The following is a 21153-nucleotide window of genomic DNA, read 5'->3' as shown; positions in this document are numbered from 1 at the left end:
TTCTAGTTTGAATAAGTCGAAAGTGGGTTAGCTCAATGCGCTTTAATGATGCTGCCGACGATTAAGGCTTAGGCTGATTGGCTTCTACATCAAGAGCCGTTTGATTTGACCTGCTGAAGTACTTCTTCCACTTTATTGGCATCATAGGAATGACGATCAGGCTAATACCGACAAGGGTTAACATGTCTGGAATCTCGTCAAACCACATCACGCCAAATAGGGTCACAAACACCAACCCCGAATATTCTGCGAGAGCAATTTGGTTTGCTGGCGCTTTTTTATAAGCCACCACCACAAGGGCATGGTATCCCAGAACAAATAGGTTGATTGCCATAATCCACCCAACATGACGCCATTCAATCGCCGCCCATGCAGGCAGAGCAAGAGCCAACGCCAGCGGTAGAGTCATCACACTGGTCCAAAATAGTGTCGAGATAATGTGTTGTTCTGCGTGAAGACGTTTAATCAAAATATTGCCGACACCCATCGCGAGCGCACTGCCTAAGCCTGCAATAGCGGCCCAGTGAAATTGCTCTGGACGCAACACGATTAACACACCCACGAAACCAATCAATGTCGCCACCACTTTTGATGATGTCGGCTTCTCTTTCAGTAAAACAATAGAAAGCGGGAGCATAAGAATGGGCCCAACATAGAACATCGCATTTGCGGTCGCCAACGTTAGGTGTGTGATAGCAATCATTGCGCAGCCACTACCTACTAGGATGAATTGAGCTCGTAAGAAGTTGATGCGACAGCCACCTTGCATGCGTGTCTCTTTGGGTAGCTTTAGCCAAAAAGGAAGCAGCAACATCACGCTCAATAGTTGGCGGATAAACACATATTGGAACGTGGGCACTTCACCGTTCAGCACTTTGAGTGAGACGTCTGAAAAGGAGGCGAGCAGGTTGGCGAATACTAAGAGTAAAATCGCGTGGTTGGTGGCTTTGGTCATACAGAAACGGCGCTACATATTTGTCATACAATTATGGGCGCACATAATACATGAGAATCGAAAATATGTAAGAACAAAAAAACAAGTAAGAACAATGTCGTTCGTTGCTTAGTGATATGGGGTGCGAGATTTATTGTTACGACCTGAGTTCAGTAGGAGAGTGCCCAGTCCAATTCTTGAATGCTCGACTGAATGCGCTCGAGTCTGAGAAGCCAAGCTCGTGAGCCACATAGGTAATATTGCCGTCGTTTTGATTCAGTAAAGTCATGCTCAGTTCAAGTCGGTATTTATCGAACAAACGACGAAAGCTCACACCTTGTTGTTTAAGCTTACGATTCAGGGTTCGAGGGCTGATATGAAGATTACTCGCCACGCTATCTAGGTTGGTGTCTTTCACCGCGAGCACTTTGAACGTTTCATTCACTTTGTAGATCAGGTTAGTTTTTAACGTTTTTTCCATCTGTTGGTCGGCGATTCGTACTAACTCTGCATGAAAGTCAGCTTGGAATTGACGAGGTTTTGCTTGAACAAGATCGTTAGGAAAAAGGAGATAGCGGGCGGGGAAGCCCTCCTTCATTTCAACATTAAAGACACGCTCATAGATGCTCAAGAACTCATCACCGATGGTGTTCTTGTGGATGTGAATGGCGAGTTTTTGATTCGGCGCATTAAGGTACCTGCGAACGAGCTTGATCATAATACTGAAATAGAGCCCCAAGCTGATGTGTGTCATCAGTGTAGTTTCGTCAATGTACTCGGGTGTGACACCCCAAAGCTCGACTTCACCACTCTCGGTTTCACGGCTGAAAATTTTCAGTAACGGATGTATATGAATGGAGTATCGACTCAACAGTTGGCAAAAGCTGGCGAGATCTGGCGCGGTGAGCATGGCCATTACCGGCGCGCCCATTTCAAGCTCATCGAAGTAGCGGGCGGACTCATCAAATAGGTCGATCAGTTCATGATCAAAGCGTTGGTAGATATTGGTGATGGCGGTTTGAAGCTGATAAGCCGAGATCGATTCGGCGGAGCAAAGTTGTTTATAGACCTCTGCTCCCGACCAGATATCGCTGCTGTCTCCAATTCTAGCCTGAATAGCAGAATCTAAAGTTTTAAACCAAAATATGGGCAATTGAGTACTAAAACTTTCCACCATAACTCCCTGTTATTGCTGGCGATTGAAGAGTGTTCTTTTCGGTAATATGTCCAAATTAAAGGATTTGTTTACGGGTTACAAGTAATGAAAACCTCAGTTCAACCTTAGAATTTGTAATCAACACCGACTGAAACCACATATTGCGATGATTGGTAATACTCAATATTTGAATTCGTTGTCTTCGCGCCGAGTAGTGACACCAGAGACCAGTTTTTTGCATCAAAGATATTAGCGTATTCATAAGCAACGAAGGCGCCAAAGTCTTTGTCTTCGCGTGTTTTATTAAAGATTGGGTTCTCTTTATCATAGCTGCGTTTTGCTGCATTGAGTGTTAAAGCAAGACCATGATTCCCGTATCTTTTTGCTAGGTTGATTTCCGCGCCAAGGCTCAAGAACGACAGTGCATCACCCTCAGAATCTGAAGAGAAAACATTCATTGAAGGTGTGAGAATGCCTGACCCATCTTTCAAGAAGTACTGGTAACCAGATTTGAGATAAAAGTACTTTCGTTCTCGAATCATCAATGCGCGTTCTTCTTCGGTTAATCCAAGCCCCTTTAGGCCGGTGTTTTCTTTTTTAACGTCTGACTCACCAGAAGCGACATCGAGATTAAAGTTCGAGCCCATTATTCTTGAAAGCTGCATTCGAACCACAGTGCCAGTGAGGTCGGTTTCTTTCCTATTTGAGTCAACAGCATAAGGGTCATCCCATACTTCGCCTGATATCAGAGTCGGCAAGATAGAAAAATCGACCACCATTCCGCTTTCCACTTGCTGCCTATATCCAACTTCAAATGCCAACGTACCTGTGATGATGTCGTCTCTTGAGGTACCTAAGAAAAACTGTTTGTGATTCAAAGCGCCAAAGGTGTATTGCACCGAACCCAAAACCGCGACCATTCCCTCGGCTTCCGTGTTACCCGACGACATTAAATCGGCTTGAGATTGATGGTTGCTTTGACCAACATCGAGGTTACTTGAGTTTGCGGTGAAGCCAGTTAGGAAGGTCATGTTGCCACTGAAGCCTTCGCTTGGTGCTAGAGCTGCGAATGAGTGTGGTGCGAGCGTCAGGCTTGCCAAGAATAGGAAAATAATATGTTTCATCAAAAGACTCGTACTTGAATAGTTTTTTAATCGAACTGATTTCGAAATCGAATAGCTCTTGAAAATAAATAGCTCTTGAAAGTGAATTGCTTCTTAAAGTGCTATTGGGGCTTTTTTGTTTGCCCAAGACTTGGCGTGTTCTAGTTGATAGGCCAATTCAAATAGCAGGCGGTCGTTGCCTCTTGCTGCGGAAAAATGGCTACCAACAGGAAGGTTCTGCTTGTTCCAATACAAGGGAACCGACATCGCCGGATTGCCTGCCACGTTTTCGATTGGTGTGTAGGACATTAATTTCTCTGAACGTGCCCATATCTCTTTGCCGGAATGCGCTTTCTGGTCGAAATATGCGATGTCCAAAGGAACATGGTTTGCACAAGGGGTGAGCCAAATGTCGATGTTTTTAAAGAACTCTCGGTTGTGATTGGTCGCGAAGTTTCGGCATCGTTCTTGAGAGTCGATATACAAGCTAGGAGTGGCTTTTAAGCGAGCTTGCATCGTGCGAGCTAAATAGACGACGTTGTCGCTGACTTTGTCTGGCATCGATTCTAGCGGCATACCTAAGCGGTCGAATTGCTCAGCAAAGCTTGCCATCTTGTTTCCAAATACGCCCATATAGTTACGCATGAACACATCGCCATCTTGGATTGGTTGTTCAACTTCGATAACGATATGCCCAAGGCTTTCGAGCAAAGAGACCGTAGAGCGAATGGCTGCGAGCGTATCTTCATCGGGGAGCCTGCCGTGGATATCTTTTAGGGTGACGCCAATCTTTATCTGACGGTTAAGAGAAGCATTAACCATTCCTATTGGGGTTCGAGGAAAAGGCGTCTCAAAGTCATTTTTTGTATGTTGCTCTGTGACTGAAACAGCCAAAGCCGCGTCACGAACGGTTCTCGACATAAACGATTGATGAGTAAAACCTTCGTTTGTTGAGCCATCAGTTAGCCCTGAGATCAAAGATTCTCGACTTGGTTTAAAGCCAAAAATACCAGTCGCTGAAGCGGGCATACGAGAAGAGCCGCCGCCATCAGTAGAATGCACTAAGGGTACATAGCCAGCTGCAATCGCCGCTGCGCCACCGCCAGTCAATGAGTGAACACCTCGGCTTAGATCCCATGGGTTGCGCGTCGCGCCGTAAAGGGAGTTCTGTGTGCAGCCTAGTGTCATCATCTCAGGGATGTTCGTCATGCCAATGGTGTTCAGCCCTGCATTCTGAGTCGCTCGAATAAACCAAGAGGTCGCGTTGGGTTTTCTGCCTTGGTTTAGCTTCGAACCCAGGGTGCATTCAAGCCCAACAACATCAACACAATCTTTTACCAAGAAAGGCACGCCAGCAAAGGGTGAGTTCGGGTTAAATGAGTTTGCTCGCTCTAGCGCTAAGTCAAAGCACTCAGAAACAACCGCATTAACCTGATCATTGGTCTGGCGAATTTTATAGATGGCTTCTTGCACGAATTCTTTTGGCGAGGCTTTTTTGTCTCTTATCAGATTTGCCATCTCGGTCGCATCAAGTGGCGAGTCAACGGTTTGGTGATCTGAAGGCAAATTGGTTGGCGAAGTTGGTGTTGCATTCGCTAAGGTAGGCAGAGAGATAGCCGCAGCAGAAACTGCACCTTTCCCCATAACTTTGAAAAAATCTCTGCGTTTTAATTCATTGATAGTCATCGTTTCTATCCCAAGTTAGAAAGTCACTATCCTTGTTTCGAAACCTAGCTCGCTAGGCTTAGCGTCACTCCATGTGCTGATTTATGGGAGTAGAATAAAGATTGGCGTGTTGGCTTGCAGTGCAAATACCGCCAATGTTCATACCATTCACGCCAACTGGTTTGTCGGGTTATGTATAGGGAGGGGTTATTGCTCTGCTGTTAGCCAAAAGCTCGACAGGTCTTCAAACAGATCATCATTATCTAAAATACTGAGATGGTTTTCGTTGTAACCACGAATTTGGTCGGCATTCAATTGAGCGGGGCGTGACAACTGGCTTGATAAATTGATGACGCCATCGTTACTGTTGGTATTAAATAGATCGCCAGAGTTATAACCAAAGGCTAAAAAGTGGGGGATGTGAATCTTACTGTTATCAATAGATAAATTTCCCGTCTGGGTTTAAGTCAATCCATGCAGGCATTACTACGGGTGAGTACTCAACCCCTTGCTTAGCTGACTCGACACCACCAAACGGCGAAGAGATGGTGGTTACGCTGCTTACAAAATCGCATAGCTGCCCAATACGGCACTGGCGAATACTGTTAGTCACGACTAAGCCACCCATGCTGTGGGCAACAACATGTAGTTGCTGGTTCTTATATTCATTCACAACTGTATGTAACAGATTGTTCAAGCCTTTCGAATTCAAAGACAGGGATAAACCAGAATGGTAGTTGAACACCCATATTTGATATTTAGATTGGTCGATTTTTTCAATCAGTGGGGCAAAATCTAACGCGGTGGCATTGATCCCATGCACAAATAGAATTGGGACTTTATTTGGGTCATATTCAGATAGAAAATAGAGCCCAGCATTATCTTCAAGTAAGAATGTTAGTGGCTGCCACATACCGAGTTTTGCATTCCCTTTTTCAATAGGGGGATCTGTTAAATCCACCACTGTGCCTATATCGACGAGGTCTAACTCTATTTTCAATAGTGAGGACAATGAACGATCAACAAACGCTCTTGGGGCATCACTCTCATTAATGGCGAGTGATACTTCGATTGTTGATGTGCTTTAGAGATTGTCTTTCCGATACTGATTATTGTCTTTCCGATACTGATTGTTGGTATACGATTCTTGCCATTCTCAATCGCTTTGATTCATGAAAATTATCGGCCATACGAAAAAAATTGAACTTTATTATTTGAGTTAAGTCGTATTGCTACGTTTACCATCACAAGACATCTGTAGTTTAGATATGATCTCAAGTCGAAACACACATCAGCTAACTCGTAGCGCACTATTATTAGTGGGTTGGGTTATCTGTTTCTGTCTCGCCAGTAATATGAGTTTTATCCAAGGCTGCAAAGTAAATTATGACAACAGTGATTCTGCTATTTCTACTGCCGTGCAGGCAAACAAGATTAGCGATGGTGGCGTTTTTATTGATGGGGCATCTCAATCCCAAGACGGCCAATCCGTCCAAAAATGTGAGTTATCAGAACACCTGATAAATTTTGATCACCACCAAGTCAATGATCAAGCTATATTCACGTACTTCATACTCGTTGTCGTCGTATTGTGGCTGCTAAGTACTGTCCCGTATTTCCCTCCCTTCACCGAGCCAATCCTCCACAAGGGTAGGCGCATCCATCTTAAGGTCTGTGTCTTTAAAGAATGAGAATAAGAGCGTTTAACTAACACTCATATTATTCATTTTTTAAGGAAAAATTAGACATGCCTAAAAGCAAAATGTCATTGCGCTTTGTTGTGCTTTGGCTATTCGTTGCGTTGTGTTCAACATTCACTGTGAGCACAAGTGCGAGCGAATCGATGACTCCTGTTACCACGGGTTGGATGCAAGACAAGTTACATCCGTATGTAGAAACGCGCTTTGTCATGACAGGACAAATTAATAAAGAAGATAAAACCGCGGCGGGTTATCTGGAAGTGAACCTTTCTGATGAATGGAAAACTTACTGGAGAAGTCCTGGCGAAGGAGGCATTGCGCCCAAAATTAAATGGGCCGACTCTAAGAACGTTTCGCAATTGCAATGGTTTTGGAAGTTTCCTCAACGCTTCAACTTGCTCGGCATAGATACGCTAGGCTACAAGCACAACATCATCTTTCCGATGAATCTTCATATTGATGATATGAACAAACCTGTTGAGCTCCATGCAGTGCTGACGATGTCTTCATGCACCACCATATGTATTCTCACGGATTTTGACATCAACTTGGTGTTTAACCCAAGTGAGATGACTGTGGATAACGACGCGATGCTTGTCTACGCAAAAGCAATGAGCGAAGTGCCGAAAGACTCACCGCTTGTAGAGGGCACATCTACGATTTGGGATGCTCACAAGTTGCAACTTCAAGTTATTGCTACACATCAAATTGGTTGGACTGCACCCGATATAATCGTGGATGGTGATTCAGATGAAATGCAAGATGCTGAATTTGGTATTCCTCACATTGAAATTGAAGGTAACCAAGCCATTGCGACTTACGACGTAAGCAGCTGGATGGGCACACCCGATCTCAACAACCAGCACATTCGTGTCAGCATCAAAGACAAAGACTTCATCACAGAATACCCAGCCACTGTTACTAACGGCATTGTGGGCAATAGCTCCATGATAAGTATGGTGCTTTTGGCGCTATTAGGAGGGTTGATTCTCAATATCATGCCCTGTGTATTCCCTGTACTTGGAATGAAACTGAGTGGGGTTATTTCTGCTCAAGGCATGGCAAGAAAACAGGTTAGGTTCCAATTCCTTGCATCTGCGAGTGGCATCCTCGCATCCTTCTGGTTAATCGCCACTTTCCTGGCTGTGTTAAAAATATCAGGCAGCGTTATCGGTTGGGGAATTCAGTTCCAAAACGGTTGGTTTATCGGTGGGATGTTTATCGTCACAGCCCTTTTCAGCACCAACATGTTAGGGCTTTTCGAGATCCGTCTTTCATCGAATACAAATACGTGGATGGCAACCAAAGGAGACAGTAGTTACGTCGGACACTTTACACAAGGCATGTTCGCAACGCTATTGGCTACGCCATGTTCTGCTCCATTTCTTGGGACAGCCGTTGCATTTGCTCTTGCCACGACTATCCCGACGATGTTTGGTATTTTCACCGCACTTGCCGTTGGTATGGCACTTCCATGGATCATCGTTGCTGCATTCCCATCGATAGCTTTGGCGCTGCCTAAACCAGGAGCATGGATGAACCGTGTTAAATACCTGTTCGGCGGAATGATGCTAATCACTAGCGTTTGGCTCTTTAGCTTGCTTCGACCTCATGTCCCTCAATTGTGGCTATACGCAATACTGGCGGTCAGTGTTTGCCTATTGCTTGTCAGGTTGGTTCAAGTGCATGGAATCAAGACTGCGGGTGCTGTTGCCTTGCTGCTGTTGAGTGTTATCTCTGCCTCGTTATTTGTCGAGAAAGCAACATCCAAAATGCTGCCACCAGAACCTGAGTGGGAAGCGTTGTCTACCGAAGTCATTGATGAGCATGTTGCGAATGGCCAAGTGGTTTTTGTTGATGTTACCGCTGATTGGTGTGTGACTTGTAAAGCAAACAAGATCGGGGTTCTCTTACAAGATCCTGTTTACAGCGTATTGACTGAAGGTGATGTAGTGCCGATGGAGGGGGATTGGACTGTACCGAGTGATAGCGTCACGTCATACCTACAAGATCACAACCGGTTCGGTGTTCCGTTCAATGTGGTTTATGGCCCTAACGCTCCTGAAGGTATTGAGCTTCCTGTCATCTTAACCAGTGATGCGGTGATGGAAGCGATTGAGAAAGCAAGAGGTGGTGACGAATGATGAGAAAAAAAGCTAAGGCAAAACCTCAGACCAAAAAGCAGAAGTTGAGATCGGCATTACTGTATACCTTGTTCGCATTGGTCGTGGTCTTTGGTGTTGATTATTGGCGTACAAAAGACGTTCCAATGCAGAACGTTCCGCCAATGGTTGGGATGTCGTTATCCGGTAAACCGATAGATGTAATAGAGATGAGTAAGAAAGAGCCGGTATTAGTTTATTTTTGGACGACATGGTGCGTCGCCTGCAAATTTGTGACGCCAGTGGTTGATTGGTTTTCATCAAGCTATCCCGTCGTTGGTGTATCACTGACTTCGGGTAAAGATGAAAGAGTTCAACGCTATATGAATGCTAAAGGGTATAGCTACGACAACATTAATGACACTCAAGGTAAAATTGCGCGCGATTGGGGAATCTCCTTAACGCCAACACTCATTGTTATTAATGATGGAAAAGTAACAAGTGTTACTTCAGGAATTACTACGCCAATAGGTATCGCAGCCCGACTTTGGTTAGCTAAGTATTAATGGGAAAAATATGAAATTCATTACAAAAAGCATCATCACACTATTGGTTACTCTGGCTTTCTCACCCGTCACTTTCGCAATGACAAAACAAGAAAAAATTGCCGAGATAACGCAAATGCTAGAAACGAACGAAGGTATTATCGATTCGGTTCACGACAGTCTGGCTGCTTACATAGATCAACAAAGTAGCTTTGATAAAACGTTAGCTGAGAGTCATGACTTTATTTATAACAACCCACATCACCCTTGGTATGGTTCCGAACATCCAAAACTGACGATCGTAAATATGACTGATTTTAGTTGCCCGTGGTGCAAAAAATTAGATCCTGTTCTTCGAAAAATAGCGGATGAGTTCCCTAATGACATCAAGGTGATAAATATTTATATCCCTCTAAAGGAGAGAGATTCGCCACTGAACTCAGCAACTTTTGGACTTAATGTCTGGAACAATGACAAAGAAAAATACAAAGCAGTTGAAGAGATGTTGATCAGTAAGCCTGGCATTCACAACGTTCGTTCGATAATGAAAGTAGCGAAGAAGAACAAAGCCACTGATTACGTTTCTTCAGACAGTAAAATAACGACTGAAGTAGCTGAAAACTATGACTTGTTTACAAAGTTGGGTGTTCGAGGTACACCAGCGATGCTCATTGATGGAACATTGCTCCCCGGTTATCTGCCATACGAAAAACTATATCAAATAGTAAAGGCTAAGCTAGAAGAGAAAAGTAAATAGAATAATTTACAACATTTGCATTGTTTTTATTGATGGATAAAAAGAAGCCCTATTTATTAGGGCTTTTTCTTATTTGTTTATTAACTTATAAAAGTAGTTTGCAAATTAGTAAACAATGTATAACGCAGCTAGGCCAAATATTCCTAGAAAACTCAGAACACCACATGTTGAGTACAACAACAGTCTCATTGTTAATTCCTGATTACAAAAAGTTATTAATTGTATTTTTACTTATCCAAATTATTTAATGTGCAACTTAAGGGGGAGGGGTTACCAAAGTTGCATTAGAATAGTGCCTCCAGATAAATGATTATTTAACATTTAGTTAGAGCTATCTATGCTGAAATAATTCCCTTGATTCTGTATTTTTACGAAATAATTATAGATTGTTTATGTTTTATTTTTACAAGTTGATATTCCATTTGTGGTTTTTAGGTGGATGCCATTTGGGTGGGTAATACGTAAATGTAAATTAATTCATAGAGTGAAAGTTAATTCATAGAGTGAGAATTAACTCGAAAAACGGAAACTAACTCGTAGTATGGAAGTTAATGTCTATATTTTACTACGCGAGTTGGATATATAACATTTTCAATTGAAGGCGAGATAAGCTTTAGGCGATCCAAAAAAAGCAAACAACCAAGTTAGTCACCTCGGTTATTTGCTTTAGATGTGTTGTTTTGTTGTTTGGCGTAGGAAGAGCGCTTTTCGAGGTTAAAGCGTGTTTTTGTACACCTTACCGTCTTTCATGATCAGTTTTTGTGTCTCTGTGTCAGCAACACATGCCACGCCTTCCAGTGGGTTGCCATCGATGATCAATAGGTCGGCATACGCGCCTTCAACGATCTGACCTAACTTGCCTTCTTGGTATGGGTGTTGATAGGTCGACATCTCGAACAAGCGTCCACAGTTTGATGTCGCCATGCGAAGTGCGGTGATGGTATCGAATACTTGCTCAATCGCACCAAGTTCATTCAATTGTGTCGCGTGAACGTTGGTTTCACCTACACAGTCAGTGCCAAAAGCAATGTTCTGAATGTCGTATTTCTTAATCAGTTCTGCTGACTTGAACATCGCTTTGCCTACGCGTTCTGTCTTGCGGTATGTCTCTTCATTTGGCAGCGGGATCTTACGCTCTGCAATCAATGAAGAGGTAAAGTAAGAAGGAATCACCCAAATGCCTTTCTCTTTAATGATTTCTGCAATGTCGTCGTCCATGATGGTCGCGTGTTCGAAAGACATCACGCCCGCTTCAGCGGCTCGGCGCATCGCATCAGAGGTGTGGATGTGCGCGGCAACATAAGTGCCATAATCAGAAGCGGCATCAACCGCGGCTTTCATTTCTTCTGATGTGAATTGCAACGTGTCTAGCGGATCAAACGTTGAAGATGCGCCACCACCCGCCATGATCTTGATTTGAGAAGCGCCCATAAATAACTGTTCGCGAACCGCTTTTAAGACTTCTGAACGACCATCTGCCACTTTCATTGCACCAAGCTTCATCATTGGTGAATCTTCATGCCCGTTAGCTAAACGCTCTTGCGCTTGGTTTTGACGGTAATCTGAGTGACCACAAGTTTGCGAGATAGCCGCCATTGACGGAAGAATACGTGGGCCAGTGGCATAGCCCTTGTCGATGCTGTTTTTAAGGCCAAGCGTATTACCCGCCACGTCGCGAATGGTAGTAAAACCGCGCATTAACATCTCTTCAGAAATCTTTGCTGAGCGAATCGCCACTTCTTCACGCGTCATCGTATCAATGACATTAAAAGAGGCAGAGAGCGTGATATGAACGTGCGCATCAATCAGGCCTGGCATTACCGTGCCACCTTGAGCATCAATCGTTTCATCGGCAATCGTTGGGTCAATCTCTCCAATCTGAGTGATCAAGTTATCTTCGATCAGGATCGATACGTTCTCGATTAAGTTGTTATCAACACCGTTAAATACGTTCGCGTTAGTGATTAGCTTTTTCATAGTCTGCACCTTTTGGAAATGAGTGTGTGTCGCTGATGGGGTCATCATATGGGGCGCAGCATTTGAAGAATGGCCATTTGGTGACAAGCAATGACGAGACTTATCTTTTGGTGCTTTTCTATATTTTTAAGTTTTTCCTATTCGAACGTTAAGGTGTATTTCAAATCGTCGTCACTTTGTGTTGAGAATCAATTTACCGAACTGTAACTGGCTCTTAAACGGAAGGCCTAAGGAAAATACTGAATGAGTTCATCTACTTATAGGTCGAACGTTAAATTGACAATATCTTATAAAATGTTAAATCGGTGTCAGTATTTAGGGGCTCTGACATTGGTCTGAAATTTAAGTTCGTTCTATGAGGCAACATCCTTACATCAAGAAAAATATATGGTTAAGGATTAACTCATGAAAAAACAAAATATCTCGGCAGTCGCCCTTCTAGCACTGATTATTACGGGTTGTGGAGGAGAAAGTTCATCAGGAGGTGACAGCACAACGTCTAATAACGCTAATGTTCCAAGTAATCCAAGTAATCCAAGTAATCCCGGCTCATCATCTACCTCTCAGCAGCCTGACATTAAAGCTCTTAGCAACAATATGATTTTTGCGATCGAAGGTTTTATCGAAGAAACGGATCCAATCAGAAATTTCTCATCTATTGCCGTCAAAAATGAGCTGCCTGCGTTCAAGAGTGGAGATACTCAGAAGGTTGATGTGATTATCGCTGTACCAACAATCGTTATCGATAATGGCAGCAACTTTGTTAACGATTGGCACTGTTACGAAACCACAGGATTAAGCGCGCAAAGGAAGAATCATCAGTTACTTGTGGACGGTACAATTTCTGAATATAGATACGATATGCAAAGTAACTCTTGTTCTAGTGAGCACTTGGGATCGTATGTGTTTAACGATGCGGTGTTCGACAGTTCGTTGGAATTTAAAACCGTTGGCAGCGTAGTTTCCAAAGATGGGAGCGGGATAGAGTCTAATTTACCTACTTACGATTTTATCGCTCAAGCTTATGGAGAGCAGTCAAAAGAGCGGTTTGGTGATTCTTGGGAATTATTACAGCGCGACAAAATTAATGCAGCAGCTAAGGAGGTTGGGGCCTCGATCTTTGAGTTGAACACTTCATCTGGAAAGATCGATTTGGATCTAGGTCAGCTTAATAGCGACACTCTCATCGATTTCGCTTCACTAGATACAAATCAATTATTGAATGGCGCGATTTGGGGGATGCCCGGTCAAGGCGTTGCCGATGAAAAATGGTGCCGAATTGTGAATATTCCAGAAGATCTAAGCCAGAACAGTATCAAGTACCAATCTGTTATCTCGACAAATTGTGCGAGGTCGACACAACGTTATTGTGATGCCTTTGGTTCATCGTTTTCGAGTGGTAACTACCCACCAGCAGCTCCTATCGCTTGGGACAATAACACGGCAAGTAATGCCCAGTTGAATTCAGATGAGCAGTACCGAAGAGATGCTCAAGGTCACTTTGTTGTGAACAGTTCTGGTCAGAATGCGTTTGTCCTCTCATCCAATTCGGTTGTGATTCCTATTTTTGGTTACACCAGTCCGCGAAGTGATGGGCAAGTTAACAATGCTGGTCTTAATAGTTGGGTTGGTCACGAAGGTCACTGCCAAAACGTGATGAATAGCCGACACACAAAGATGGGGATTGGATACAAAGCCAGTAAGTCAGATGCATCGAAGATGTCTTATTGGACGCAAGATTTCAATTAACACACTCATTGCTTAAATAAGGGTCATCCATTTAGCGTCTCTATTCTTTCTTTAGTTGGTAGTGGCAGGTTACTTGGTAGTAGCAGATCACTCGAGAGTGCCATTTTACTTTACAGTGATACGTGGGCGATCAGGATTAATAAAAGTGGAGGCGCGAGGACACTATGACGATTCATTAATGTCGTGAATGATTTTGAGTAGTGTCATGAAATGGTAAGTTTTGCTTCGATTCGAACGCTAAGATGTATTTCAAATCAAGGCTACTTATCAAATTAGAGAGAGACAGAATGACTAAATCAGACAAAGTTTACGGGTTCAACACTCCACAACGTCTATTCGTAGGTTACACGTTAGCCGTGCTGGTGGACTTAGTAGTGCTTAACTTTTTCGATGAGTACTGGGACTTCGTCAACATTGAATCTTTCACTATTTCTTTGATAGCGGCGTTGTTGCTACAGTTATTGTTGAAGCTCTCTATTGGCTTAGAACATAAGGTAGCGGATTACTTCAAACAGAAATCTGGAACGGCACCTAAGGTGTATCGAGCACTGTCGACATACATTATTCTTGTTGGCTCAAAATTCGTCATGCTAGAAGCGATAAACCTCATGTTCGGTGACAAGGTGAGCTTCACAGGCCCTTGGGGCGGTGTAGTAGCGTTCTTCGCTGTGGTATTTACGATTCTGGTTGCTGAAGTGATTGTATCGAAGATCTACTTTGCTCTGGATGAAAAGCAAGAATCAAATGAGAAAGCACTAAAAAAGACCAACGCGTAACACAACATAAAATACATATGTGAATAACAGACGAGCCAGCTGATTAAGCTGGCTCGTTTTCGTTTGAGTTGCGATAACCAATTCGACGTGCTTGTTGGTTCTATTTTTCGTAAACCACATTTCCTCGCAACACCGTCATCAACACCTGAGTTTTGGCTATTTGTCTTGCTGACACTGTGGTGATGTCTCGGTCGAGAATCGCGAAGTCCGCCGATTTTCCTACCTCAATAGATCCAGTGATGTCGTCGATGCCCAAGCTAGAAGCGGCATTAATCGTGTAAGCGTCGATAGCCGTGTAGATATCAGTTAGGCCCGTTTTACCCATGATTAAACTGTTCGCGATGCCGACCAATGGGTTGATGTCGTGTACGTTCCAATCACTGCTTAATGTGATGTTGGCATCAGTCTTAAGTATCGCGTCTAAGTTCATCATGGCTTTGGCACGGCGAGCACCAAGGAAAGCTTCGGCCCATTGGTGTTGATGCCTTGCAACGTAATCAGAGCCGACTTGGAAATCTGCGGTCACGTCTAATTGGCGAAAACGTGGCACATCTTCATCATTGATTAATTCGACATGGGTTAGGGTGTAGGGCTTGGTTGAACCTTGTTTGCGAATGCTTTCTATCGCATCAAGCGATTCACGAACCGCTCCATCACCAATGGCATGAATGTGGGCGCTAAAACCTATTTTTTCGAGCGCAGTTAGCCACTCTTTCATTTGTTCCGGCGGAATATAGTTCAAGCCATTAGGAGACTGGGGTAGATAAGTATCTAAGTAGGGTGCGAGCGTTTTGGCGGTGCCATTGATAAAGATGCCATCGCTGTACATTTTCACCTGATCGACAAGTAACAGACGGCTTTTATCGTCGGAATACATCTTTTCAAAGACTTCTAATTGAGAAGGAATTGCCATCGATGGGTACACCCAAGGGCGTAGCGAGACACGCGCCGTTAAGTCTTGATTTTGCTCGGCCTCTAGCCAAACGTCATACCAACCTCGTTTCCAATACATGCGGCCGTCGCCAATGGTGGTGATGCCGTGGGCTGCCGCTTCCTCAAGCCCGAACATTAACCCTTGGTAGCTTTGATCAAACAGTTCGCTTTGGCTGTTCCACGCCATCTCCATCACTTGATCGCCAGCATTGTCTAATAAGATGCCATTGAGCTTGCCGCTATCAGGATCTTTTAAATAAGCGCCACCTTGTAGATCAGGAGATTGTTGGCTAATTCGGGCAATTTTCAGTGCTTTAGAGTTGACCCACATCGAGTGTGATGTCTGCTCCATAAGCACCACGGGGCGATCCGGGAAGATACTGTCGATGATCTCTAGCTGTGTATAGTCAGAATCGCTATCGATAGTCGCTTCCAAAGAAAACCCATAACCCATTAGCCAACCTCTGCCATCGGTATCAACATTGATCTTACACGCTTCTAAGTAGGGGATTTGCTCTTCCAGCGTTGCTTCAGAGTCGAGTTCACAATTGCCACCCAGCTCTGAGGCGGCTTCAAACACATGATTGTGGTTATCAATAAATCCCGGCAAGACAAAGGCATTGTCTAAATCAATGACATCAGTACTTTGCCCTTGAAAAGTTTGCGCCTGTGATTGGTCACCAATGAAGATGATCTTGCCGTTATGGGTAACGATCGAGTCCGACTCACGATGCCCGTATATATCTGCATTGGTAAAAATCTGGTCAGCACTTTGGTTATGAACAGATGTTTGCGCTTGAACTGCTGTTTGTGTTTGAACAATAGTGTTGGCTTGTGCAAGCACTGGCGTTACGGCGGTTAAGCCTGCGAGTAATGCTATCCATGCAGTGCGTGACAGAGTGAGCTTGTTGTTCATTATTATGTCTTCCATGTTCCACTGTTTAGTAAGTATAGAAAGCGAGTGGCAAGTGTGAAACTCTACATGAATGACAAATAAAAACCGCGATTAATCAATAAATTGTGGTTTGAATAAGCCTTTCATTACGGCTCTTGTCTTAGGCTCTTACGCAGATCTTTCTTATATTCGTCATAAGAGTTATAGCCATAGAATTTCCAGGTGTGGTCACCCTTAATATTGTAGTTGTAGGTGATCTCGCTGATCCACTGTTGACGTGTGGCAAGAATCATATCGCGAATTTTTAATAATAAAGTGTCCATAGTTGCTCTCCTGATTAAGTTCACTTGCAGTATATTTATCGGAGACGAAGAGAAGAGTACCGTCAGCGCAATGTTCAATACTTTTCAGTCAATGTGCTGACTTGGGTGGTTTGTTACGTATACTTTCAATATTAAAAGGTCATTGAGTATCGCAATGAAAGGTTACTTGGAAAAAGTGCCACAACGAGTTGGCATGTCTTGGCGCTATAAGAAAATTGTCGAGAACAGTAAAAGCTATGGTTGGCATAGACATGAAGAGTACGAGATAGCGATACATCGTCACTTTGTTGGCCATAGTTTTATTGGGCACCATCAAAGCGATGTGTTTCACAACCACATGATTTTGGTAGGGCCAGATTTGCCTCATGCTATTTATTCTGAAGAGAGCGCTGATGACCAACGAGTATGTGAAACACATGTGATTTGGTTTCGTAAAGACTGGATAGAGCCGTTGATAGACAGTTGTCGAGAGCTCGAACCGTTGCGTGCATTGCTGGAAGATTCAAAGAAAGGCCTGCAGTTTTCGTCCGCTACCGCAGAGAATGCAACGGAATTGTTAGATAGGGTGATGGAGAAACCACCACACCAACAGTTACTCACCTTATTCTCATTGTTTTCGGTATTACTTGATGACCAAGAGGTGGTGCAGTTGATCAACCCGATCTTTAAGGGCAATGAAGGTGATGAGATCAGCGATAAGTTAGATAAGGTCGAAGCCTTCTTAATGAATCACTTCATTCAAGATATCTCGGTTAACGATTTAGCCAGTCACCTATATATCAGTGAAAGTAGCGTTAGGCGCTTGTTTCAAAAACATTATAAAGAGAGCTTCAGTCAACGGCTTAAAAAGATCAGGTTGAATGTCGCGTGCGACTTGCTGATTAATACGTCATTGCCGGTCAGTTTGATCTTGGAGAAAGTGGGATACGATAACCAAGCCAACTTCAATCGTCAGTTTAAATCCTATAAACAGGTGACACCGACTCAATATCGAATAGCAATGAAACGCCATTGATTCATTCGCAGACTAAACGATTCACATAAGATTCTGAATAAATTACAGTTAAGTGAACTATAAAAATGGATTTAACGTATTACCAAGGATGTAAGTTTATGTTTTCAAGAGACTTACTCGCATTACTAATAAAAACAAGTCGAGGTTAGGATGAAAAAAATATTATTGCTGCTTAGCGTGATCTTATTGGGTGGTTGTGTCGGCATGCCCGAAACGGTTAAGCCCGTTCAACAGTTCGAGTTGGATAGATACTTAGGGAAATGGTACGAAGTGGCTCGTTTGGATCACTCGTTTGAGCGTGGTTTAGACAACATCAGCGCTGAGTACAGCTTGCGTGATGATGGCGGTGTGAAGGTGATTAACCGTGGCTATTCGGATGAAGATGGCGAATGGAATGAGGCGGAAGGCAAGGCGTACTTTGTTGAAGGCAGCGAACAAGGCTATTTGAAAGTGTCTTTCTTTGGCCCTTTCTACGGCGCTTATGTGGTGTTTGAATTGGATAAAGAGGGATACCAATATGCGTTTATTTCTGGCCCAGACACCGATTACTTATGGCTGCTTTCAAGAACACCTGAGGTTGCACCAGAGGTCATGGAGAGATTCAAAGCGATGTCGAAAGAGCGCGGCTTTAATACCGATGAGCTGATTTTTGTGGAGCATGACAATAAGCCTAGTTCTTGAGGAGAGTTCTAATGCTTGGCTCTTGAGAGCAGTTACATTAGATTGAAGAAAGGCACCGATGAGCAATTCACCGGTGCCTTTTTGTTTGGCTTTGTTCTTTGTGTTTGCTAGCTCGTTAAGTAAGTAACTAACGTTGTCGACGAGCCTGCAAAACACTGAGTACCGATAGTGAAATGAAGAATGCTGGGTCGCTCCAGCCAAAGCCAACAAAGATTCCTGTAAACGCTGCATACAGTGTGATGATGGCGCCAAGCATATTCGTAACCACCAAACCTTGGATGAGCTTTTTAGCTGAGACGCCAGGTTCAATGTCTCTAAGCAACCAGCTTATCGCTGCGATACCACCCAAAAAGATACTTGTGTGTTGAGAGAGAAAGTAAGCGTACTTGTCATTAATTTCCACGCCATACATGGGCCACATTACCGTTGGCATAAAAAACAGTGCGATGGCAAACCCTGCGTAAATAATGCCGTGTAGGCTAAGAAAAGTTTTGTTGTTCATTACGTATCTCTCTACTTATTACTTAGCGACTTAGCGACTTAGCGATTCAGTATCTTTGTTGTCATTCAGAGAATGAACAAGTTTGATTAACCGTTGATTGGGCCTTTATTAATGGTAGTTAATGGCTGATTGACGTCAAAAATCACCCCACGCACTTCCGCTACGCCCATCTCTTTTAAGCGAGCAGCGTGCATCGCCAGATAGGTTTCAGCACTCAGCTGATCTTCAAATAAGTAGACGCCGCCGCCCAGTTTTTCTGCTTCGTTCTCTGTCCAGATTTTCCAGATCATGCCCGGTTCGTTGTTAATAGACTTTGCTAGGTCAACGAGTGCGTTTGACATTTCTTCACCAAATGGGCCGCTAAATTCAAAATCGACTTGTAATAATTTCATGGTTATTTCTCCAAACAGTTACTTGGTATTGCGCTGAGACTCATGGTCATTTCGCAAAACATAGGAGGCTTGATTGCCTGTTGAAATAGATATTACCTGTAAAAAACAGACAGAAAAGTTCATAATATAGTTATTAACTGTCAGGATTTTAGACCGATGAGATTGAAAACCACCCTCGACCAATGGCAAACGCTTTACGAAATTGACCGTGCAGGCAGCATTCAGGCTGCGGCACTACAATTGAATAAGAGCCATACCACGCTGATCTATGCGCTGAGAAAATTGGAGGACCAATTAGGCGTGACTTTAGTGCAGGTTGAAGGTCGTAGGGCGGTCTTGTCGGAGGATGGGAAATCACTGTTGCGCCGTGCGAGCAGTATGTTGGAACAAGCTCGCGAGCTAGAGTTGATCAGTGAACAGCTAGCGAAAGGTGTTGAGTCTGAAATTGTGGTTGCTGTTGATCACTTGTGCTGCCTTGAACGCCTTTATCAACCGATGGCTACATTTTTGACGGAGAACAACACCACATCGATACAAGTGATTGAAACATCCCTGTCTAAAACAACGGAAATGGTGACTCAAGAACTGGCTGATGTGGCTATCATCAACTTGCCTATTACTAATTACTCAGCCGAAGCCTTTGGTTTTACGATGATGGAGCCAGTAGTTGCTAGCTCACATCCGTTAGCAAGTGCCGTTTCAGTGTCGTTGAATCAACTGTCGTCTTTGCCGCAAATTGTGGTGCGAGATTTAGGTACACGATCTAATCAAGGCACTAAAAGCCAAGGCAACAAACAGGATGTGGGTTGGTTGAAGTCGAGTCAGCGCATTACGGTGGATAATTTCGATCATGCGTTTGGCGCGGTAGAGCAGGGAGTCGGTTATTGTCGACTACCAAAGCACATTGTTGAAAGTCGAGGAAGTGACAAGCTCACTGTATTGAATGTCGAAAATGGCAGTGGGTATCACGTTCCGCTGCACCTGACTTTACCAAAAGGAGCCAAGACAGGCCCTGCTGCTAAACGTTTCTATGAGTTACTTCTTGAGTCAGCTTCAAAGGCGAGTTAACGGCGACATGAACCTTGAACGATTAACTAGGGGCCTCGAACGATTAACGAGGCTGATTGCCGTTTAAGAACAGCGCGACACATTCGCGAGTGTAGTGAAGTCTTTCTTCTTCAGATTCTCCACTATCGTGTCCGAAGAATCCCCAATACGCTGACTTACCATGGAACATAAGCAGCAGTTGTCTGGCTGCAATGACTGGCGAGCTTGATGTCGACAGTGTGAGATCACCAGAGTCTATTTTCGACTGCAAATAATCAGCAAGTAACTTGGTGGTTTTCTGAGGCCCAGTTTCTAAATAGATAGAGGCGATCTCTGGATGCGTATTCGCTTGGCTAATGGCATTTTGAAAGGTTTGTCTAGATTGTTCATCAAGTAATAAATCTTGAAACTTCACACCAAATTTCACCAACTCATCACCCACCGCAGCATCCATATCAAAGGCAGCAGGACTGAGTTCTCGCTCCGCACACTTGGTTTGCATGCAGGTTTCGAAAAGTTCGTCTTTGTTTTTAAAGTGAGAGTAGACCGTTTGCTTGGAAACGTTCGCTGCTTTGGCTATCTGATCCATATTGATCTTGAAGCCATATTCAGAGAAAAGTTGGCTGGCTGCGGTTAAGATCTGCGATCTCTTCTGTTCACTCTTGATGATTTTAGTCACGTGCTTGCTTCTCGTTACTTAGTGTTGTCTCGTTACCTAGTTTGTCTCGTAGCTTGGTGCCTGTTGGTGCTCAGTTCTATGTGTCTCGTTTTACGCTAAGCATTATGCTTTTTGTGATGGTTTTATCAATCATTAACGATGAAACTTATTTTTAACATAATCAAACTAGACAGTCTAGTTTGATTTGGTTAGTCTAAAAAAAGAACATAATTGAGTACCGCA

18 protein-coding genes and 1 pseudogene are annotated in these 21153 nt (G+C 43.6%); 8 read left to right on the top strand and 11 right to left on the bottom strand.

Annotated features, from left to right (window positions below):
* Positions 1 to 61: 61 nt before the first annotated feature.
* From AACT19_RS05095 to AACT19_RS05075, 5 genes and pseudogenes are all read right to left on the bottom strand, one after another.
* Entirely contained in the window at positions 62 to 955 is an 894-nt protein-coding gene (locus AACT19_RS05095; protein ID WP_076645582.1) for a DMT family transporter, read from the bottom strand.
* Between the two features lie 136 nt (positions 956 to 1091).
* Positions 1092 to 2111, bottom strand: coding sequence for a helix-turn-helix domain-containing protein (locus AACT19_RS05090; RefSeq protein ID WP_076645580.1), 1020 nt, complete (start codon positions 2109 to 2111; stop codon positions 1092 to 1094).
* A 104-nt stretch (positions 2112 to 2215) separates the two neighbouring features.
* On the bottom strand, positions 2216 to 3214 hold the full coding sequence (locus AACT19_RS05085; protein ID WP_017084624.1) for a DUF2860 family protein: 999 nt from the start codon (positions 3212 to 3214) through the stop codon (positions 2216 to 2218).
* Positions 3215 to 3307: 93 nt separating this feature from the next.
* Positions 3308 to 4879 carry an amidase gene (locus tag AACT19_RS05080; RefSeq protein WP_076645578.1) on the bottom strand — a complete coding sequence of 524 codons (1572 nt, stop codon included), beginning with the start codon at positions 4877 to 4879 and terminating at the stop codon, positions 3308 to 3310.
* Positions 4880 to 5065: 186 nt separating this feature from the next.
* Positions 5066 to 5936: pseudogene (locus tag AACT19_RS05075) on the bottom strand (lipase family alpha/beta hydrolase); the annotation flags it as partial.
* Positions 5937 to 6605: 669 nt separating this feature from the next.
* Between AACT19_RS05075 and AACT19_RS05070 the strand changes: the two are divergent.
* From AACT19_RS05070 to AACT19_RS05060, 3 genes are read left to right on the top strand one after another with little or no spacing between them, the layout of a single operon-like run.
* Positions 6606 to 8702, top strand: coding sequence for a protein-disulfide reductase DsbD family protein (locus AACT19_RS05070; RefSeq protein ID WP_076645576.1), 2097 nt, complete (start codon positions 6606 to 6608; stop codon positions 8700 to 8702).
* A complete protein-coding gene (locus tag AACT19_RS05065) occupies positions 8699 to 9226 on the top strand; it encodes a protein disulfide oxidoreductase (RefSeq protein WP_017084628.1) in 528 nt (175 codons plus the stop codon). The genes AACT19_RS05070 and AACT19_RS05065 overlap by 4 nt, the downstream gene beginning before the upstream one ends.
* A gap of 10 nt (positions 9227 to 9236) precedes the next feature.
* Positions 9237 to 9962, top strand: coding sequence for a DsbA family protein (locus AACT19_RS05060; protein ID WP_004736328.1), 726 nt, complete (start codon positions 9237 to 9239; stop codon positions 9960 to 9962).
* 714 nt (positions 9963 to 10676) lie between these two features.
* On the opposite strand, the gene AACT19_RS05055 is transcribed toward AACT19_RS05060, so the two are convergent.
* On the bottom strand, positions 10677 to 11939 hold the full coding sequence (locus tag AACT19_RS05055; RefSeq protein ID WP_076645574.1) for a metal-dependent hydrolase family protein: 1263 nt from the start codon (positions 11937 to 11939) through the stop codon (positions 10677 to 10679).
* A gap of 405 nt (positions 11940 to 12344) precedes the next feature.
* Here AACT19_RS05055 and AACT19_RS05050 point away from each other — a divergent pair, with 405 nt between their 5' ends.
* Together AACT19_RS05050 and AACT19_RS05045 are read left to right on the top strand one after the other, a co-directional pair.
* Positions 12345 to 13688, top strand: a complete 1344-nt coding sequence (locus AACT19_RS05050) for a CAP domain-containing protein (RefSeq protein ID WP_076645572.1) — start codon at positions 12345 to 12347, stop codon at positions 13686 to 13688.
* A 287-nt stretch (positions 13689 to 13975) separates the two neighbouring features.
* A complete protein-coding gene (locus AACT19_RS05045) occupies positions 13976 to 14464 on the top strand; it encodes a hypothetical protein (RefSeq protein WP_069597250.1) in 489 nt (162 codons plus the stop codon).
* 100 nt (positions 14465 to 14564) lie between these two features.
* Here the strand turns inward: AACT19_RS05045 and AACT19_RS05040 are convergent, their stop codons facing one another.
* Entirely contained in the window at positions 14565 to 16313 is a 1749-nt protein-coding gene (locus tag AACT19_RS05040; RefSeq protein ID WP_076645570.1) for an amidohydrolase, read from the bottom strand.
* Between the two features lie 125 nt (positions 16314 to 16438).
* Positions 16439 to 16615 carry a hypothetical protein gene (locus AACT19_RS05035; RefSeq protein ID WP_165689837.1) on the bottom strand — a complete coding sequence of 59 codons (177 nt, stop codon included), beginning with the start codon at positions 16613 to 16615 and terminating at the stop codon, positions 16439 to 16441.
* A gap of 154 nt (positions 16616 to 16769) precedes the next feature.
* Between AACT19_RS05035 and AACT19_RS05030 the strand changes: the two genes are divergently transcribed.
* Both AACT19_RS05030 and AACT19_RS05025 read left to right on the top strand, forming a co-directional pair.
* Positions 16770 to 17630 carry a helix-turn-helix transcriptional regulator gene (locus AACT19_RS05030; RefSeq protein WP_076645568.1) on the top strand — a complete coding sequence of 287 codons (861 nt, stop codon included), beginning with the start codon at positions 16770 to 16772 and terminating at the stop codon, positions 17628 to 17630.
* Between the two features lie 150 nt (positions 17631 to 17780).
* Positions 17781 to 18311 (top strand): lipocalin family protein, encoded by a 531-nt coding sequence (locus AACT19_RS05025; RefSeq protein WP_076645566.1) that lies wholly within the window; start codon positions 17781 to 17783, stop codon positions 18309 to 18311.
* 127 nt (positions 18312 to 18438) lie between these two features.
* On the opposite strand, the gene AACT19_RS05020 is transcribed toward AACT19_RS05025, so the two are convergent.
* Positions 18439 to 18813, bottom strand: coding sequence for a hypothetical protein (locus tag AACT19_RS05020; RefSeq protein WP_076645564.1), 375 nt, complete (start codon positions 18811 to 18813; stop codon positions 18439 to 18441).
* Positions 18814 to 18899: 86 nt separating this feature from the next.
* Positions 18900 to 19205, bottom strand: a complete 306-nt coding sequence (locus tag AACT19_RS05015; protein WP_017089138.1) for a monooxygenase — start codon at positions 19203 to 19205, stop codon at positions 18900 to 18902.
* A gap of 156 nt (positions 19206 to 19361) precedes the next feature.
* Between AACT19_RS05015 and AACT19_RS05010 the strand changes: the two genes are divergently transcribed.
* Entirely contained in the window at positions 19362 to 20273 is a 912-nt protein-coding gene (locus AACT19_RS05010; RefSeq protein ID WP_076645562.1) for a LysR family transcriptional regulator, read from the top strand.
* A 43-nt stretch (positions 20274 to 20316) separates the two neighbouring features.
* Here AACT19_RS05010 and AACT19_RS05005 read toward each other — a convergent pair whose 3' ends face one another.
* Positions 20317 to 20931 carry a TetR/AcrR family transcriptional regulator gene (locus AACT19_RS05005; RefSeq protein WP_017078915.1) on the bottom strand — a complete coding sequence of 205 codons (615 nt, stop codon included), beginning with the start codon at positions 20929 to 20931 and terminating at the stop codon, positions 20317 to 20319.
* Between the last annotated feature and the right edge of the window lie 222 nt (positions 20932 to 21153).

It is taken from the genome of Vibrio sp. 10N.222.47.A9 (assembly GCF_963872585.1).
In the GTDB taxonomy this organism is placed as follows: domain Bacteria; phylum Pseudomonadota; class Gammaproteobacteria; order Enterobacterales; family Vibrionaceae; genus Vibrio; species Vibrio splendidus.
Note: the sequence above shows the minus strand (reverse complement) of the source record. Positions and strands in the feature narration are given on the sequence as shown.

What these genes read in the sequence shown, in the direction of transcription:
- AACT19_RS05095 (WP_076645582.1), bottom strand. Translation starts at nt 955, where the DNA reads ATGACCAAAGCCACCAACCACGCGATTTTACTCTTAGTATTCGCCAAC.
- AACT19_RS05090 (WP_076645580.1), bottom strand. Translation starts at nt 2,111, where the DNA reads ATGGTGGAAAGTTTTAGTACTCAATTGCCCATATTTTGGTTTAAAACT.
- AACT19_RS05085 (WP_017084624.1), bottom strand. Translation starts at nt 3,214, where the DNA reads ATGAAACATATTATTTTCCTATTCTTGGCAAGCCTGACGCTCGCACCA.
- AACT19_RS05080 (WP_076645578.1), bottom strand. Translation starts at nt 4,879, where the DNA reads ATGACTATCAATGAATTAAAACGCAGAGATTTTTTCAAAGTTATGGGG.
- AACT19_RS05070 (WP_076645576.1), top strand. Translation starts at nt 6,606, where the DNA reads ATGCCTAAAAGCAAAATGTCATTGCGCTTTGTTGTGCTTTGGCTATTC.
- AACT19_RS05065 (WP_017084628.1), top strand. Translation starts at nt 8,699, where the DNA reads ATGATGAGAAAAAAAGCTAAGGCAAAACCTCAGACCAAAAAGCAGAAG.
- AACT19_RS05060 (WP_004736328.1), top strand. Translation starts at nt 9,237, where the DNA reads ATGAAATTCATTACAAAAAGCATCATCACACTATTGGTTACTCTGGCT.
- AACT19_RS05055 (WP_076645574.1), bottom strand. Translation starts at nt 11,939, where the DNA reads ATGAAAAAGCTAATCACTAACGCGAACGTATTTAACGGTGTTGATAAC.
- AACT19_RS05050 (WP_076645572.1), top strand. Translation starts at nt 12,345, where the DNA reads ATGAAAAAACAAAATATCTCGGCAGTCGCCCTTCTAGCACTGATTATT.
- AACT19_RS05045 (WP_069597250.1), top strand. Translation starts at nt 13,976, where the DNA reads ATGACTAAATCAGACAAAGTTTACGGGTTCAACACTCCACAACGTCTA.
- AACT19_RS05040 (WP_076645570.1), bottom strand. Translation starts at nt 16,313, where the DNA reads ATGAACAACAAGCTCACTCTGTCACGCACTGCATGGATAGCATTACTC.
- AACT19_RS05035 (WP_165689837.1), bottom strand. Translation starts at nt 16,615, where the DNA reads ATGGACACTTTATTATTAAAAATTCGCGATATGATTCTTGCCACACGT.
- AACT19_RS05030 (WP_076645568.1), top strand. Translation starts at nt 16,770, where the DNA reads ATGAAAGGTTACTTGGAAAAAGTGCCACAACGAGTTGGCATGTCTTGG.
- AACT19_RS05025 (WP_076645566.1), top strand. Translation starts at nt 17,781, where the DNA reads ATGAAAAAAATATTATTGCTGCTTAGCGTGATCTTATTGGGTGGTTGT.
- AACT19_RS05020 (WP_076645564.1), bottom strand. Translation starts at nt 18,813, where the DNA reads ATGAACAACAAAACTTTTCTTAGCCTACACGGCATTATTTACGCAGGG.
- AACT19_RS05015 (WP_017089138.1), bottom strand. Translation starts at nt 19,205, where the DNA reads ATGAAATTATTACAAGTCGATTTTGAATTTAGCGGCCCATTTGGTGAA.
- AACT19_RS05010 (WP_076645562.1), top strand. Translation starts at nt 19,362, where the DNA reads ATGAGATTGAAAACCACCCTCGACCAATGGCAAACGCTTTACGAAATT.